We start from the raw sequence: 16,330 nt of genomic DNA on the forward strand, positions 1-16,330 counted from the left end.
CCCCTTCCAGTTTATTATCTGTAATAGCTATGCTTGTATTCATGATGCTATGATAGGATTAAAGAGATTGTCTCTTAATTTGTCAATTAAGCATACTACAAGTGGATAATATTACTTACATGGATATTACCCTGTTTATTTCTTCAGGAATACGTTCAAACTTTCTAGGTTATTTTTAAATGTTACGACCAGTATGTTTTAGCTATTTATACTTAAGAGGGCTGCAGCAAACAAAGTTTACTGCAGCCCTCTTTCATGGTGTACTAATATAAATTAGACAATCTAATTGTTCTGTTGAACGTCAGGACTTAGAGGCCCAAAGGTAGCCCTCCCCCTGAATTCCATGTTGTAGATTATTTAGCGGGCACGGAATACTTTTAGATAGGAGTCAGCATAGACACTTCGATTCAAGAGAATCTGAGCTGTTGCTGCAACGTCGACTAAGTCATCATCATTGGCATCCATTATAGCGGCGTCAAGTCCACAAGCAATTGCCATAGCTAAATATGTGCGATTAATTAGGTTGCGATCCGGGGATTTCTGAGACACATTTGATAAACCTAAGACCGTACGTGGGGCTGGGTTTGCCAGCATCTTCACTTGTCTTAAAGACTCTAGGACTTCTGGAGCATGCTCTTGAGCAACGTTTACAGGAAGAATCAATGGATCAATATAGAGGTCCTCCATTGGTACTCCATATTCGTCAGCGGCGGCTACAAGCTCCATGGCGAAGGCAACGCGATTCTCGGCGTCTTTAGGAATACCCTTCTTATCCATAGTTAACCCGATTATACCTGCATTATATTGAATAGCCATTGGGAAGACCCGTTCGATTTTCACTTGCTCAGCTGGGCAAGAGTTAATAATTGCAGGACGTTTGCAGACTTTTAAGCCTGCTTCAATGGCATTATAGTTTGTTGAATCTAAGACGAGAGGTAACTCAGAAACTTCCTGAATGACATTCACCATCCACTCATAGGCTTCAACTCTCTCCTCTGAAGGAATGGCAGGACCAGAGTTGACGTCTAGGTAGTGAGCGCCTCCTTCTTGTTGCTTTACCGCCCAATATTGAAGCGGTTTTGGATCTTTGTTGCGAAGTGCCTCTCCAATATCAGTAAACATCCCGTTAATCCGTTCGCCAAAAATAATCATTCAGTTCACGTCCTTTCATTTTTTAGAGAAATACAAAATGAAGGTGGTTGGATTATGCTGGTGATTTCGGGGATTATTTTCCCATCAAATCAGCAATGTTCTTTTGGACCAAAGCAACTGCTGCAGGATTGCGCATTACCAGAATGCTAGCTCCGACTTGAAGAACGCCGGATGCTGTAACCGCTTCCCAAAGTACTCCACGATCTTCGAGATCCCCCCATCCGGGAAACTCCGCGACGGTTGCATAGGCTTCTTTACAACGATTAGCTTCATATCCTACTGTACAGATAATAGGCATAGAAAGCATTTTATCATTAGCCAAAGCTCCCAAACGAGCACGTTCCATAATTGAATAAACGTACTCAATTCCAAATCCTAGACCGGCAACCGTAGGGTCAATTACGATTTTGTTTAAAGGAAGCCCCATTTCATGGATCAAGATATTTAACTGTTTACAGATGTTAATATCAAGAGGCGAACGAGCAATTAGGGTATGTTTGTGAACCATTGCTGCAGCCGCAATTGATTTGTAATTATCCTGTTCCGCAATACCTATTAAGAGGTTTTCCCCTGCAGCAGCTTCAGCAATTACTGCCATGATTTCATTATTTTTCTCAGCATTGTCGCATCCTTCTACAACTAAGGGAACCCCAACTGCAGCTAAGACTTCTTTTACAATACGAGCACAATCTTCGGGAGAACGGTTTTCACCCTCTGGGTTCGCACCATCAAGCTTTAGATAGATGAGGTCTGCGCCAAAATCATCTACACATTTTTTAGCCCAGGCGGCGGGATTATTAATGACATCTCCGATTTGATTTTTTATTAAATCATTCCAAGAAGGCACAACATCTGTGACCTCCATAGCAATTACCGGACGGTTCTTTGTTTCTCCTTCAAAGTGGAGAAAAGGTAGGGCACTATCCCCTCCAACCGTAATTGTATGGGTTCTTGTTCCACCCTGTTCAGCAGTCGCGCCAAGTACTACCTCTCCAACTTTACTAGAATATTTTTCTTTTACTAACGCTACGGACATGAACTTCTCTCCTTTCTAGTTAAAGATTCCGGCACGGTTCAGAATAGCCTCTACTGCCTGTACCGAGACGGCATCATCGGGCAAATCAAATAATGGTTTGCCAGCCAAGTCATATTCCACAACTAAGGGATCCAACGGAATATCTCCGATTACAGTTAGGCCAGTACGTTGGATTTCTTCTTCTAACGATTTCATACTTCCCTCTGAAGTCTTGGTGACAATTAAATAGATAGTTTGCACAGCAGATTTAAGTCCTTTAATAAGCTCATGGACTCTTCCCGCTGAACGAATACCTCGGGCCGAAGAATCACTGATGACAAACATGACTTCGATCCGGGGAATCGTACGTCGGCTGATATGCTCTAATCCCGCTTCCGAATCCACAGCTACAAAATCATAGTTTTCTCCAATGTTCTCGAGGTGCTTGCGCAAGATATCATTAGGATAGCAATAGCAACCCGCCCCTTGAGGCCCTCCCATGACCAGCAGATCAATATCTTTCGATTCAACTAAGGACTGCTGAAGTTTGTACTCAATAAAAACATTTTTAGGCATGCCCTGGGGAATGGCTTTAGGATCTTTACTTTGCTCGAGCAATTCAGATATTGTCGAGGTTACCTCCAAGCCTAAAGCTTCACCAAGATTGGCATTGGGATCTGCATCGACTGCAAGAATCGAAGTCCCTTTTTCACGGCGAACCATTTGCCTAAGTAATAAAGCGGTGAATGTGGTTTTTCCTACTCCACCTTTACCTGCTACAGCTATATATTTTGACATAATAGACCTCCATAACAACGTTTATTGAAAAGATGGAAATAGTGACATATCCGTATGGGGCAAAAACAACGCGGCCATGTATTCGTCCATATAGGTTGCTCCTACTGAAAGTTCAACATAGGTCATTTTTCGTCCTAATTCTTCTGCTTCTCGCCAAGCATTTTGAGATAACAATGCCAGTCGTGCTCCTTTAACAGATGCATTCCCAACAAACTCAAACCGCTCTGGTTCAAGATCTGGAAGCAGCCCAATTTGGACTGAATCATGGATATTTAGATAGTTGCCGAAACCACCTGCGATAATTATTCGGCTAATCATTTCAATATCTACTGCAACCATGTTTAATAATGAGCGAATTCCAGCATAAATCGCACCTTTGGCTCGAATAACATTCTTAATATCGTTTTCAGTGATGACCACATCTTTCTCTCCACCGGCTTGATGAGCCCAAGCTAGAACAAACTGCTTATCATCGGCAGTCGCTCTTAAGCGCTGCGAACCTGACTTATGCTCTAACTGAAAGTTACCGGCACGGTCAATAATGCCTGCGCTCAAAAGTTTAGCTATACAATCCACAAGCCCCGATCCGCATATTCCTACAGGTGTCTGGTTATTGATAACTTTAAGAGATACATCCAAAGTTTTCGGATCCACAAAAATTCGTTCTATTGCACCCGGCATAGCTCTCATTCCAAAGGTAATTCCTCCGCCTTCAAAACTGGGCCCTGCCGAACAGGCGCAAGCAACTAACCAATCTTGGTTGCCAAGTACAATTTCTCCATTCGTCCCAATGTCGATAAAAAGTATAATGTCTTCACCACTGGCTAAATCCGTCACCAAAGTTCCTGCTACAATATCCCCTCCAACATAACTCGCTACTGAGGGATAGGAATGCACCAGGGCTTCGGGCAACATATGAAGCCCAAGCTCTCGAGCAGGGTATGAGGGAGCAGTTGTCATCGTGGGAATATAAGGTTCCAATCGAATGTACCGAGGATCTACGCCTAAGAACAGCTGAGTCATCGTAGTATTCCCTGCCACAACCGCACTAGAGATATCCTTACTACTCAAGGATTGACGAGCAAGGATCTTATCAAGCAGACCATTGACGGTTTCTACAACAGCATCTCTGATCTCTATTAAGTTCTGCTCTCTTTCAACCGCATACACGATACGTGTTATTACGTCGTCTCCATATTTAGCCTGCTTATTATAAGTACCTTGTTGATCGACGATTTCACCCGTAATGAGATTTACGAGGTAGACAACGACCGTCGTAGTACCAATATCAATAGCGACTCCATAAGGGGGGATATCATTCCCCTGTTCGATATGCGTAATCGTTAAACCAGCTTCAGTGTCTGTCATTGTAATGGATACATCCCAATTAGCTTTGCGAAGTAATTCTGGAAGATGTTTGAGTACTGATAAAGGAATATGAATGGGCTTTTCTCCTGTTTGTAAAACTCGACGGAGTTCTATACTCAGGCGAGACCAATCACTTGAATTTTCCGTCAAGGTTGGTTTAGAAAGTGAAATTCTCTGCTTTCTTGCTAAAGGATGACGTCCAAATTTATCGAGTAAATCATGTTCGCTTTCCTGTAAGAGTCCTTTTTGTACATCCCCTAATAAAACTTGATGTTCTTGTAACCGTGACTCAGGAGGTACCTCTATGGTCATATCTCCTTGAATCAGTGTTTTGCAAGCCAGCCGTATCCCTTTAGAGAGTTGCTCAGGAGTGAGATTTCCGGTTCCTTCAATAATGGGATCTCCACTTAACACGACAACTTTACAAGCACCACAAGTTCCCTTGCCTCCACATCCGGATTTAACCGTAATTCCGGCTTTTGCGGCTGCACTGAGCAGAGATGTTCCATGAGCGACTTCTATAACACGATTTTCGGGCATGAATTTAATTTGATACTGGGACATCGCATTCACTTCCTTACTTTACCAAGAAATCCCATTAGTGTGATCAATATAATAAAAACATCTTTCTTTCCTCTGATAGCCTGTTACAAAGTATTAGGATAGAGTTTTAGAGAATGATACAATACCGCTGGATTCACGTGGCCCGACAACGACTTTCCAACCAGATAGCTCAGATAATTTGCCTGATATTACTGCCACATAACCCGGAATTATGATATTGCGATGTTTTACTTTATCTGCGATACCACTTGCATTCATTGCTTCAACGATTTTTTCCGGTTCAAATTTACCTGCAGCATAGGCAGTAAGGACTGAAGTACCATCCGTATCTATTGGGAGTATATAACTTGGAATCTTGGAAGTTTCCACTTCACCTTCAACGCTATAGTAGGTTAGGGAGAAGTTAGTAGTAATGTAGAATGGGGAATTTTCATCAACATTACCTACAGAGTGTAATTTTGGTTCTACTTGAATTGGCTTTTGAGGATCAGTGTAAATGTTTTGTCTAAGTGTCATTAAGGGTAGCAGATGAGCTTTCTTACTGGTTTTTAACACAACAGCACTAGCGTATTTTGCCACATAAACTGTGGCTTCCATTATTTCCTCCATTGGATCCTGGTTACTGGTAAAGGTAATAACCGGGAAGCCAAAGGGGCGAAACTTCTTCTTAATAGCTAAACGCCGGAATTGGGTAAGATTCTCAAGGGTATTAACCGTAGTTCTTGAGCCGGGATCTAAAACAAATTCTTTATACCCTAGAGCTTGTGCTTTAGTAACAAGTTCTTCGAGAGCTTCAAGACCTTCTGCCTTGATGATCACAGGAACAGAGTTATCTTTAGCCAGATTAACCACAGCCTCGTAATTATCCGCGGTCGCAGAACCGATAAGTGGTTTGCGGGACGCCAAAGGCTCTAAAGCAGCTTTTAAAGCTACTACATCGTTGCTTAATAAGAGCAATGACTTATCCGTAGCTTCTGCAACAGTAGCAGCTACCTTAGCATAGCGGGCAGCATCTCCCGATTCTTGAACGACAGCTACACCGTCGATCGAGTATTGTAGTCCGACCCGTTCAAATTCTAAGCCTTTTATTTCTTGAATCTTGGCATTTAACTCATCATCACTAAGGGAATCGGAGACATGAATCAACAAAGTTGTAGGATGATAAAATGTCTTATCATGACGGAAAAGAACAGTCTCATCACCAAGAACAGAGTCTTTACCGAATTTTATAGCTTTGATAGGGGGGGCTGCTGCAGAGTCTAAGTTTTCTCTGGCTGCCTCAGTTACATATGGGCATGAATCTAAAGCAGCTTTTCCCGAAGCCAATGCCATAGCAAAGGCTAAACAAGTTGGCACTCCACATTCTCCGCAGTTTTTCTTGGGTAATTGTTTATAGATTTCTAAACCTGTTAGAGCCATTTTAAATCCCCTTTCTAATCGATCTCGAATAAGAAGCAGACTTGCAAGGTTATTAGAAACTTGGCTAGCGCCTAGTTCTAGACGTAGGCGATAGCCATAGTTTCAATCATACTGTTACATTAGAGGGTCAAGACCAAAGCATGGATGTCCATTTTCCTCAAGGAAAGGAATGATTTCTTCTGCAGTTGTACCAACTGACTCATCCGCGATTTTATCAATGAAGTCTGCACCCAAACCTTCATCAATTGAGCGTTGAACAAAGTCTTCACCTAAGAACTCTTTCAGCTCTTTAGGCATCCAAACAATTCTTGCTATTCCACCATCGGCAGGAATAAACTTTTTACTGAGCAGGTATGTTCTTCCAATTCCCATAAAGCCTGGAGTTTGCATACCACCACCACAGGTTCCGGCTAGTGAGGAGAAGGTCATACCACAAGGAGTCATTCCGGAATGCTCACGGGTTGTTAACATAAGTCCGTTTGCTTCGGGAACAATAGCCATAATAGCTTCAAAACATCCGCAGGATGTCATCGGCCTATCCATAAGTGTATAGAGGTTGACCTCTTCTAGGGTATTGTTAGAAGCTTTATATAGATAGTCATTGCATGATTGCCACATACCTTTTAATTCATCAATCGCTGGCCCTTTAGGGATTGGCTGGTTAGGTCCGTTGGGAGCTATCTCATGAGATGCTTTAGCATCTAACCAGCTCACGGCACCGCATAGACCAACCCGTTCCGGGGTAGTAATGCAAACGTGATTTGGAGCAAATGACTGACAAAGCAAGCAGGAGTAAAAGTCTTCAACAGACTCATCAGTCAAGCTCCTCATGCGGTCGTCACGAGCTCTATAACGTTCACGTGCAATGACAATGCCTTCATCAACCGCAGCTTGGTCAAGCATGATTGTAACCTCGACACGGTCGATAATTGCTGGGAATTCTTCTTTTAACTTAGCAATTAAGAGATCACCAAAGTGTTTCATTAAGAAACCTTTGGCTCTGGCATCTTTGGATATCCGTACCCAGCACAAATCACGTTGGGCCACGTGCCAAACGCCTTCACCATAGTTCGCAAAATAGTGAATTCGACGTTCAAAAACCCCTTCAAAATCTTCCTGCATCTTACGTCCGTAAATATCGATTTTAAGTCCTAATGGAAGTTTGGTTCCTTCCGGAACAGTATCAATATCGGGACCAATGACCGTGACCTGACCGTCTACGATATTATCGGGCCCAACCATGCGGACTAGTTCAAAAGCGGTGGTTCGTCCACCACCAAATTCGACATAGGTGTCTCCTTTGCGGATCGTCTCACCCTCAAATGCCGGTCCAAAGTTAATCGGAATCGGTAATTCGATATTGGTTAACTTAATTCCGCGAACTTCCATAGCCAAGGGGACTATTTTCTCATAATCGGGTTCGGAGATATACCAATCTGGGATTTGCATGTCTTCAGAAAGGGTTTGGTCCGTTAAAACTGGGAAGCCCATAAAAATTGCGCCCATTGATGCAGCAATCTTGACATCATCCAATTCGCCAAGATTGAGAACGAAAGCCCGGACTCTACGACGTTGATAATCACGATGGTTTTCCCGTTCTCCCGCCGGAATTCCTCCGAAAGCAAGCCCTGCTCTGAAGGCATAGTTCACAGCGTGAATAATTTGAGTAAAGTTTCCTACAGGGAAAGCGATGTAGTCTTCTCCGATTTTAACGTTTAATTCGAGCAATTGCTCGATGATCTCATCGCAAAGAAAGATCATGAACCCTTTTCCCATTAGGTTATCGACTATTTTCTTAGCGGCTTGAGAATCTTTTGCCCGTCCTAAAATTACTGCAACTCCAGGAATCGTCCAGTCAACCATCTTAATACCATGTTTCCGAACTATCGGGTCACCAAGGAATCCGGTCCAAGGTTTAACTTTTGGTTGCTCTCCACGCAAATAATTAAGTGTCTCAATAATTTCCGCAGCATAGAGTACAGACTCACCCCATAGCCGAGCATTATCAAACGTCAGATCTGTGCGAATTTGACTACGCATGCGATTAAGTATCGGAACTAATTCACCTAATTTGGTAACCTTTTCTCCAGAAAGACAGGTGATAACCGGAAGGTGATATGCTGTATCTGGATAACCAACTTCTTGATCCGTTCCAAAATCTTTAATTGCCCGATTTAATAAGATTTCCGCATAGGTCATCGCAATGGTGGTACCATCGTAGGCTCTGCGCAAGAGTTTCTTAGGCTGATTATTGGGGTCTTTAATTGCGTCTGCGTAAATTTCCTCCATAGACATATACATTCCTCCTTTCTTACCAACCTTGGGCTAATGCTGTTTCATTTTTTTCCGCTGTTTGCTTATGAATGCCAAGTTTCCAAGTTCTGTACTCCAAAGCGTCGATTAGCTTTGATGCTCCAAGTACTGGATCAACTTCAAATATGAAGTTGCCGCCAAAAACATCATGAGCAATTTGAGTTGTAATACCATAGACAAGGTCACTGCCTTCAACAGGAGGCAAGGAACCAACATGAGTAGGCAGGCCCATTGTGACACACCAAGATCCAATCGCAACTGCTTTTTCATGCATAGCCTCTGGAGCTGATGCAACAAAGGGAACTTTAGGGATATCCACTCCTAGTTCATTAGCCATGGCAACTGCTAAATCGACTGCACGACTGTTATCTACACAAGAGCCTACATGGAACACTAGTGGCAGACCTGTAGCCAATTGGGGATTTGCAGCTTCTAATGATTGAATAAATGATTTTAGTCCTTCTCCAGCATAAGTATCCACGGCTGCTGGGGACATTAAGCCAAATTTAGCAAATGCACCTGAAGAACAGCCAGTAGAAATAACAAAAACGTCATTTTTCACAAGCTCTTTTAGAACGATATTGTGGGATTCATCTTGGGCACGTTTTAGGTTGTTACAGCCAGCCATTAAACAAACACCTTTGATTTGGCCACTCAATATTGCATCTGTGAGAACTGAGATCGGACGCTCGGGATTGATTTTTGAGAAGATTTCAGTAAGGGCTTCCACACTGAAACCTGCAACAAGTTTATGTTTTTCATTAGGGATAGAAATTTTCTTAGGATCGCGGTTTTTGTATGCTTCAATTGCAATTCTGATAAGCTTCTTGGCATCCTCCATGGCCGAAGTGGTATTAAAGGCAATGTGTTGAGCACTAGGAACTTTCATAATCGCTTCTGTTGTAACTACCTTTGTATGGTAACATTCAGCAAGGGTTTGGACAGCAGGATAGATACATTGAATATCTACAACCATTGCGTCAAGAGCACCAGTAAGGATAGCCATTTCTTGAGAAGCAGAAGAGGTAGCTAGGTAAACACCTTCCCTCATGAGCAATTCATTTCCAGTACAGCAGATCCCAACGATATTAACGCCTTCAGCTCCTGCCTTTTCGGCATCAGCCTTCATTGCCCGTGCCGCGGCAACTACCATTTCACTTAACACAGGATTGTGCCCGTGCACAGCAATATTGACCATTTTAGGATCAATTACCCCTAAGTTAGCTTCTGAAACAATAGGTTGTGGAACTCCAAACAACACATCGCTTAGATTTGTTCCGATATATTCTCCGCCAAGGTCAGCAAGAGCACTTTTTAGTCCGCCAAAGATGATGTTAACTGGGTCACTATCAACACCCATAGCTGTTTGGGCAATAAGTTCTGTAATAGAACCATCAATATTTCTCGGCATAATATTGGTGTGTTGGAATTTCCGACGCCGTCCTTCTGTCATGAAAGAATCCAGGAAAGCCAAAGGTCGATCCTGATAGCGACCGAAGTCTGCATACCCAATTTCTACAACATCTCTAAGAATGTCCTTATCTTCACGATCTAAAGTTTCTACTCCCAACTTCTGTGCTAATTTACGAAGTTTTTCAGGAGATTTAATTTCATAATCGCCGGCATGTCCGTCGACTAAGGCATGAGCTGTATGCAATACATGACGTGCATGTTCGGAGTGAGATGCAGCTCCTCCAGCAATCATTCGAACTATATTACGCGATACAATAGTATAGGCAGAAGCACCACAAATTCCTCGACTGCCAGGACCATCATCCTTTTTAACCCGACAAGGCCCTGCAATACAGATACGACAGCAAATTCCTTTGTATCCAAACGCACATTGAGGTTGTTGAGCAACTACCCGATCATAAACCGTCTCAATATTTTTATCCTTAATCATGTCCAACATTTGAAGGGCACCTGGGTCGGTTGTACGAATGGGATTCTTCGGATCTACGACTCGTGGTGCATCGGATGGTCGGGCGGTATGGGTTAAATCCCGATATCTAGGCATATTACACCCTCCTCTTTTCTAAAATCTTGTCTCAGACAAATACTCACATCTTTACTACGAAACCTCTGTCATCTCCCTTCGTCAACGATTTTTTGATAAATTGTATTGAGCTCAACTCCCAGAGACCCGCCAGGTAATTCTAGATTACCTGTATTTAAGGACATTTCCAACAGCTCGTCACTGTAAGGGATGATGCCAATAAGCTGTTCTGAAGGAAAGTGGTCTCTAAGAAAATTTTCATCTTTAGGATTACGAACTTTATTGCCGACGACAAGGACTCGAGGTATACCTAGCTCTGCAGCAAGTTTTTGAATAACTTTTACAGTCTGAACGCTTACTTTACTGGGTTCAGTAACAATAACCAAAACATCCACACCCAAAGCTGTTCCCCTGGTAAGCTGTTCGATTCCTGCACCCATATCTAAAATAACAGTATCTTTTTCACCAAGGATCAGTGAATTAACCAAAGCCCGCAAAAAGCTGTTTTCTTTGCAATAACAAGAAGTTCCTCCGCCCTTTACATTGCCCATACGAAAGAATCTAAGATCACCTAAAGCAACACTGTAATCATCTAAAACATCATCTACATTAGGATTGAGGGGATAATAGGTTCCACTCCCCCCCATACGCTCTTCAATTAGTTCTTTCATATCGACAATAGGTTTTAAATTAGCCAAAGTATCATCAGGTATTCCTAAGATAGTTCCTAAACTAGCATCCGGGTCAGCATCAACCGCCAAAACAGAAATATCTTTACGGGATAGCCATTGGGCAAAATTAGCAGCAAAGGTAGTCTTACCAACGCCACCTTTGCCAGAAATTGCTATTTTCAACAAGCCTCCACTCCTTTACAGCGAAAACACAATCATTATCATAATCTTGCGATTTTATTAATTATGTATTCTTTTTTTCTTGGCTAAATCCTGCAAACTTTCTGAATATATTTTTTATTTTATATAATTTTTCGATATTACAATATTAATCAAACTAATATCAAGATAATTAAGCAGAATTTAATATAATATTCAGTATATTTTGATATCTATTTTTTAAACTGATATTTATAGTTACGTCATGTGGTTTAACACTAACTAATACCGACACACCAGTTCAGTTGTTTTTTGGGGTTAAGAACAAATGACAATAATTTTACCTTCGTTATTCATAGAATTCAGATCTTATTCCTTACGAGGTAAAATTATTGAGATTTGAGAATCTCTATCGAATGAGCCTATCATTCATGGTTTAATCTCAGAAGTCACCTCCTTTTTAAAAACCGTGATAAGTGAATAATATCCTTATTCTAAATAAGGCCACGGATGGAATGTTAATCCAAACGCGCCTGCTCCAACATGTGTAGCGATGACAGGACCTGCCTCAAACAAACGCACTTCATGCTCTGGGTAACGTTCCTTAAGTTCGTTAAGCAATATTACCCCTTCATCGGGTATATTGACATGCATTACACAAATTCTATAGCGTTTTCCTGAAGATAAAGCTCGTATTAATTCATCTAGTACACATTGCCATGCCCTGGAGCGCGAACGCACTTTGTCAAAAACATCAATATGAGCGCTATCATTAAAGTAGAGAATCGGCTTTATCTGAAGTAAAGTCCCAACTAATGCAGCTGCTCCACCAATTCGACCACCTTTTCTAAGGTTATCCAAAGTATTGACTATAAAATACAACTCTGTTTCATGTACAAGGCTTTTTAAACGCTCCATAATTTCAATAGCGCTAAGACCTTGTTCTGCCCATTCAGCAGCAGCCCAGGCTAAAACACCCAGTCCTAAAGCCGATGATCTAGAATCAAAGATATGAATATCTGACTTAGAAGCTAAATCTTTTGCCATTTGAGCTGAATGGATAGTGCCACTGATGGCTGAAGAAATATGAATACTTATGATATCTTCGACACCTTCTGCAAACATTGCTTCATAAGCTTCTAAAAACTTGCCAACAGAAGGTTGAGATGTTGTTGATAGACCAGATATCCGACTTAACTTTTCGAAATAAACACGATTGCTTAATTCTGTTTCAGGATATGTTTCATTCCCAATATTTACATTAAGTGGTACAACGCAAATTTGAAATTGATCTAAGATATCCTTAGATAAATATCCCGTAGAGTCCATGACAATCCCTATTTTCCTCAAATCTTTTCTCTCCTTATGTATAAACCATTGGAAACATCTGTATTTATTGCTTGTCTAAAGTATATCTTAAAATAATAGGTGTAGCAATCTCAACTCAGAATTAATACCCTAACATATTCCATTTTAAAGCTTATATTTAACAGTTTTGGAAATAGTGGTAATGCTATGCTATAGAGGTATTCTATTATATCAGGCTGAATTAATCAATGAATTACAATTCATTTTATTGAATATTGCTTGAAGTTTCAGTTATTTCAGTAACTTGAACAGTTTTATAAAATAATGTTGACAGATAGAATTTCATTTGTTAATATGATAATCGTTCTTAAAAAGTCGGGGCGTAGCGCAGTTTGGTAGCGCGCTTGGTTCGGGACCAAGAGGCCGCAGGTTCGAATCCTGTCGCCCCGACCATTCTTATTTTTTTAAATTCAGTAAATAACACTCTCAATTGAAATATTTATTTTTAATATTCGTGGAGGATTTGATAAAAACAAAGTTTTTGTCAAATCCTCTATTTGTCTGTTAAACCATAATACAAAATTTTAATAACTCACTAATTTATATGTTCATCTTTAAGTACTTTTGATCTTTAAAATAGTTAAACTTTAAAATTTAAATCCCTACTAAATATCTACTTAAGATCTCTTTCTTCTAGAACTACTCAAAGTACAAAATTTATTACTATTCATTGTTAATTTACAAAATAGTTATTATATTTTAAATATTACATACATCGAATTTTACTTGTATTAGCTAATATAGTAGAATATTTTCCTATCACTGTTATAGAGGATATAAAGGGTATATACTATAGAAGAATACTGTAGCCTATCTATGTATATTTTTATATAAGGAGTCGTTAATCATGCTACATGGTTTAAAAACTTCAGTGCGACCAGTTGAGGAAGATGACATTGATGAAATATACCAATGGTATAATGATCAAGAAGTTAATCTGTGGTCTACAGGTGCATGGCCTTTAAATACTCTCTTAAGTAAAGAGCAGATATCGATTAAATTCCTTGACGGTTCCTCTGATGGTTACAGGTATTCTATACTTGATGAAAATAAATATCTTATTGGAACAATTGGTTTTAAGGAGCTTAATATACCCAGTAGATCAGCGACCCTCTTCGTTGTGATCGGTAACAAATCCTTTTGGGGAAAAGGTTATGGTACTGATGCCTTGATCATATTTGCACGATATCTTTTCACGCAATGGAACTTTCACAGAATCTCATTGGATACTTGGGATGGAAATCTCAGAGCTATTAAGGCCTATGAAAAAGTCGGATTCAAAATTGAAGGTCGTCTACGCGAAGCACGCTATGTATTAGGAAGCTATCAAGATGCCATTCTAATGGGCTTGTTAAAAAGTGAGTTTTTAGCTATGCATGGTAACTAAAGAAAATTGTTATGAGGGTTGCTAAAATGGGAGGCGTGGAGTAAACTATAATAAATTCAATAATCGTAATACTCCTCTGGGGTTGGGTGAGATTCCCTACCGGCGGTAAAGCCCGCGAGCCTTATGGCAGATCTGGTGTAATTCCAGGGCCGACAGTAAAGTCTGGATGAGAAGAGGAACAGTCTAATTGCGTACATACGCTTTATTTGAGCTGTATCTTATTCAACACCTAGAGGAAGAGGTGTTTTTTTGTTTTTCCACCCTTAATTTTTAAGGTTTTGGAGACACTAAACGAAATATTAAGAAAGGAAATACTCATGCAAAAAGTAAGTTCTTCAACTTCCAGTGACGAACAGTTTATGAGAAGAGCTCTTGAACTAGCTGCCAAAGCTGTGGGCAGAACTAGCCCTAACCCCTTAGTCGGCTGCGTTTTAGTTAAAGATAACCAAATTATCGGAGAAGGTTTTCATCTTAAGGCAGGAACTCCTCATGCTGAAGTCCACGCTTTATCAACTGCAGGGGATCAAGCAAATGGTTCAACGGCTTATGTAACCTTGGAGCCATGCTCCCACTTTGGCCGAACGCCGCCCTGTGCTGACGCCTTAATTCGTGCCAAAATCAAACGAGTTGTTGTTGCTATGATGGATCCAAATCCACTGGTCGCTGGTCAAGGCCTTGACCGACTCCGCGAAGCAGGTATTCAAGTTGATTTAGGATTGATGAATCTAGAAGCACAACGTCTCAACGAAGTATTTATAAAGGCTATCTCGACAGGTCTTCCTTTTGTTATTTATAAATCGGCAATGACTTTAGACGGAAAAATAGCCACAGAAACCGGAGACTCTCGTTGGATAAGTAACGAAATCTCGAGAAAGTTTGCTCATCAACTTCGTAGTTACTGTGATGTTATTTTAGTAGGAAGTGAAACTGTCCATAAAGATAACCCCGCGCTTACATGTCGTAGTATAAACGGAAAGGATCCTATCAGATTAATAATCGACGGCAGTTTACGTATTAATGAAAATGCAAAAGTTCTTACTTCTTCTACAGCCAGTCACTGTATAATAGCCACGACATTGTCGGCATCGAAAGAAAAAATCAAACGTCTTGACTCTCTGCCTCGCGTAGATGTGTGGCAATATGATACCGAACGTTATGTCCCTTTAAATAAGCTTATGCGAGATCTGGTGCGAAACAGCTGGACAAGTGTTCTTCTTGAGGGTGGCGGCGGCTTAGCAGGTGCAATGCTGCAAGAAAATTTAGTCGACAAGGTAGAATTGTTTATCGCACCTAAACTGGTTGGTGGCAATGGGCCTTCTCCCCTCTCAGGTCTTCATATTGAGCGCATGGCTGAGGCCATAAATCTTAATGACCTTAGCGTGGATATGTCCACTGGCGACTTGCATGTTACTGGGTATATCCAGCCAAAAGTTTGATGGTTAGGGAGGATATTGATGTGTTTACCGGTATTGTAGAAGAACTAGGCATCGTCCGTGGCCTTCGACTTTTGCCAGATTCTGGTCAACTAATGCTTGAAGGTACTAAAGTACTGAATGGGACTCAGATTGGTGATAGCATTGCTGTTAATGGTGTCTGCTTAACTGTTATTCATCTAAATGGCCATGAATTTACCGTAGATGTAATGGCTGAAACCCTGGCAAAAACCAATTTAGCTGATTTAAAAAGTGGTAGTCGTGTTAATTTAGAAAGAGCTTTACAGCTTCAAACAAGGTTAGGTGGACATCTAGTTAGTGGGCATGTAGATGGAGTCGGCAGCATTCGTCGAATTGTCCCATGGGGAATCGCACAAGTCTATGAAATCAATGCTCCGCCTGCACTTCTCTCATTTATGCTCCCAAAGGGTTCAATTGCTATTGATGGGATTTCTCTAACAATAATCGATGTAGAAGCAGACTATTTCACAGTTTCACTTATTCCACATACTTCTAAAGAAACAACTCTAGGGATAAAAGGAATTGGCGCCGGTGTTAACCTTGAGACAGACTTGATTGGAAAATACGTTGCTCGTTTTATGGGCCTAAACACTAACCAAAGCACAAAGAAGCCAGACCTTTCGCTGGGTTTTTTAGCAGAGCATGGATTTATTTAAGAATATATTT

Annotated in this window: 12 protein-coding genes, 1 tRNA gene and 1 riboswitch; of the genes, 4 read left to right on the forward strand and 9 right to left on the reverse strand. The window is 41.0% G+C overall.

Features of this window, described 5'->3' with window-relative positions:
- Positions 1-357 precede the first annotated feature (357 nt).
- The 9 genes from DESMER_RS12200 to DESMER_RS12240 all read right to left on the reverse strand — a co-directional run bounded on the left by DESMER_RS12200 (position 358) and on the right by DESMER_RS12240 (position 12,805).
- Entirely contained in the window at positions 358-1,152 is a 795-nt protein-coding gene (locus tag DESMER_RS12200; protein ID WP_014903360.1) for a methyltetrahydrofolate cobalamin methyltransferase, read from the reverse strand.
- A gap of 73 nt (positions 1,153-1,225) precedes the next feature.
- Positions 1,226-2,188, reverse strand: a complete 963-nt coding sequence (locus tag DESMER_RS12205; protein ID WP_014903361.1) for an acetyl-CoA decarbonylase/synthase complex subunit delta — start codon at positions 2,186-2,188, stop codon at positions 1,226-1,228.
- A 15-nt stretch (positions 2,189-2,203) separates the two neighbouring features.
- A complete protein-coding gene (locus tag DESMER_RS12210) occupies positions 2,204-2,965 on the reverse strand; it encodes an ATP-binding protein (protein WP_014903362.1) in 762 nt (253 codons plus the stop codon).
- A 21-nt stretch (positions 2,966-2,986) separates the two neighbouring features.
- Positions 2,987-4,897, reverse strand: coding sequence for an ASKHA domain-containing protein (locus tag DESMER_RS12215; protein WP_014903363.1), 1,911 nt, complete (start codon positions 4,895-4,897; stop codon positions 2,987-2,989).
- 93 nt (positions 4,898-4,990) lie between these two features.
- The gene (gene acsC / locus DESMER_RS12220; protein WP_014903364.1) at positions 4,991-6,316 is read right to left on the reverse strand and encodes an acetyl-CoA decarbonylase/synthase complex subunit gamma; all 1,326 of its coding nucleotides are present in this window, start codon (positions 6,314-6,316) and stop codon (positions 4,991-4,993) included.
- Positions 6,317-6,430: 114 nt separating this feature from the next.
- Positions 6,431-8,611, reverse strand: a complete 2,181-nt coding sequence (gene acsB / locus DESMER_RS12225) for an acetyl-CoA decarbonylase/synthase complex subunit alpha/beta (protein WP_014903365.1) — start codon at positions 8,609-8,611, stop codon at positions 6,431-6,433.
- A 16-nt stretch (positions 8,612-8,627) separates the two neighbouring features.
- Positions 8,628-10,646 (reverse strand): anaerobic carbon-monoxide dehydrogenase catalytic subunit, encoded by a 2,019-nt coding sequence (gene cooS / locus DESMER_RS12230; RefSeq protein WP_014903366.1) that lies wholly within the window; start codon positions 10,644-10,646, stop codon positions 8,628-8,630.
- 68 nt (positions 10,647-10,714) lie between these two features.
- A complete protein-coding gene (locus DESMER_RS12235; protein ID WP_014903367.1) occupies positions 10,715-11,479 on the reverse strand; it encodes an ATP-binding protein in 765 nt (254 codons plus the stop codon).
- A gap of 465 nt (positions 11,480-11,944) precedes the next feature.
- On the reverse strand, positions 11,945-12,805 hold the full coding sequence (locus DESMER_RS12240) for a DegV family protein (RefSeq protein WP_014903368.1): 861 nt from the start codon (positions 12,803-12,805) through the stop codon (positions 11,945-11,947).
- Between the two features lie 334 nt (positions 12,806-13,139).
- Here DESMER_RS12240 and DESMER_RS12245 point away from each other — a divergent pair.
- From DESMER_RS12245 to DESMER_RS12260, 4 genes are all read left to right on the forward strand, one after another.
- Positions 13,140-13,216: transfer RNA gene (locus tag DESMER_RS12245), tRNA-Pro, on the forward strand.
- Between the two features lie 454 nt (positions 13,217-13,670).
- A complete protein-coding gene (locus DESMER_RS12250; protein WP_014903369.1) occupies positions 13,671-14,210 on the forward strand; it encodes a GNAT family N-acetyltransferase in 540 nt (179 codons plus the stop codon).
- Between the two features lie 68 nt (positions 14,211-14,278).
- Positions 14,279-14,392: riboswitch (FMN riboswitch) on the forward strand.
- A 135-nt stretch (positions 14,393-14,527) separates the two neighbouring features.
- Positions 14,528-15,646 carry a bifunctional diaminohydroxyphosphoribosylaminopyrimidine deaminase/5-amino-6-(5-phosphoribosylamino)uracil reductase RibD gene (gene ribD / locus DESMER_RS12255; RefSeq protein ID WP_014903370.1) on the forward strand — a complete coding sequence of 373 codons (1,119 nt, stop codon included), beginning with the start codon at positions 14,528-14,530 and terminating at the stop codon, positions 15,644-15,646.
- Between the two features lie 20 nt (positions 15,647-15,666).
- A complete protein-coding gene (locus DESMER_RS12260; RefSeq protein WP_042333730.1) occupies positions 15,667-16,320 on the forward strand; it encodes a riboflavin synthase in 654 nt (217 codons plus the stop codon).
- The last annotated feature ends 10 nt before the right edge of the window (positions 16,321-16,330 follow it).

This window comes from Desulfosporosinus meridiei DSM 13257 (assembly GCF_000231385.2).
Classification (GTDB): domain Bacteria; phylum Bacillota; class Desulfitobacteriia; order Desulfitobacteriales; family Desulfitobacteriaceae; genus Desulfosporosinus; species Desulfosporosinus meridiei.

Coding starts and splice junctions, on each gene's coding strand:
- DESMER_RS12200 (WP_014903360.1), bottom strand. CDS start 1,152: ATGATTATTTTTGGCGAACGGATTAACGGGATGTTTACTGATATTGGA.
- DESMER_RS12205 (WP_014903361.1), bottom strand. CDS start 2,188: ATGTCCGTAGCGTTAGTAAAAGAAAAATATTCTAGTAAAGTTGGAGAG.
- DESMER_RS12210 (WP_014903362.1), bottom strand. CDS start 2,965: ATGTCAAAATATATAGCTGTAGCAGGTAAAGGTGGAGTAGGAAAAACC.
- DESMER_RS12215 (WP_014903363.1), bottom strand. CDS start 4,897: ATGTCCCAGTATCAAATTAAATTCATGCCCGAAAATCGTGTTATAGAA.
- acsC (WP_014903364.1), bottom strand. CDS start 6,316: ATGGCTCTAACAGGTTTAGAAATCTATAAACAATTACCCAAGAAAAAC.
- acsB (WP_014903365.1), bottom strand. CDS start 8,611: ATGTCTATGGAGGAAATTTACGCAGACGCAATTAAAGACCCCAATAAT.
- cooS (WP_014903366.1), bottom strand. CDS start 10,646: ATGCCTAGATATCGGGATTTAACCCATACCGCCCGACCATCCGATGCA.
- DESMER_RS12250 (WP_014903369.1), top strand. CDS start 13,671: ATGCTACATGGTTTAAAAACTTCAGTGCGACCAGTTGAGGAAGATGAC.
- ribD (WP_014903370.1), top strand. CDS start 14,528: ATGCAAAAAGTAAGTTCTTCAACTTCCAGTGACGAACAGTTTATGAGA.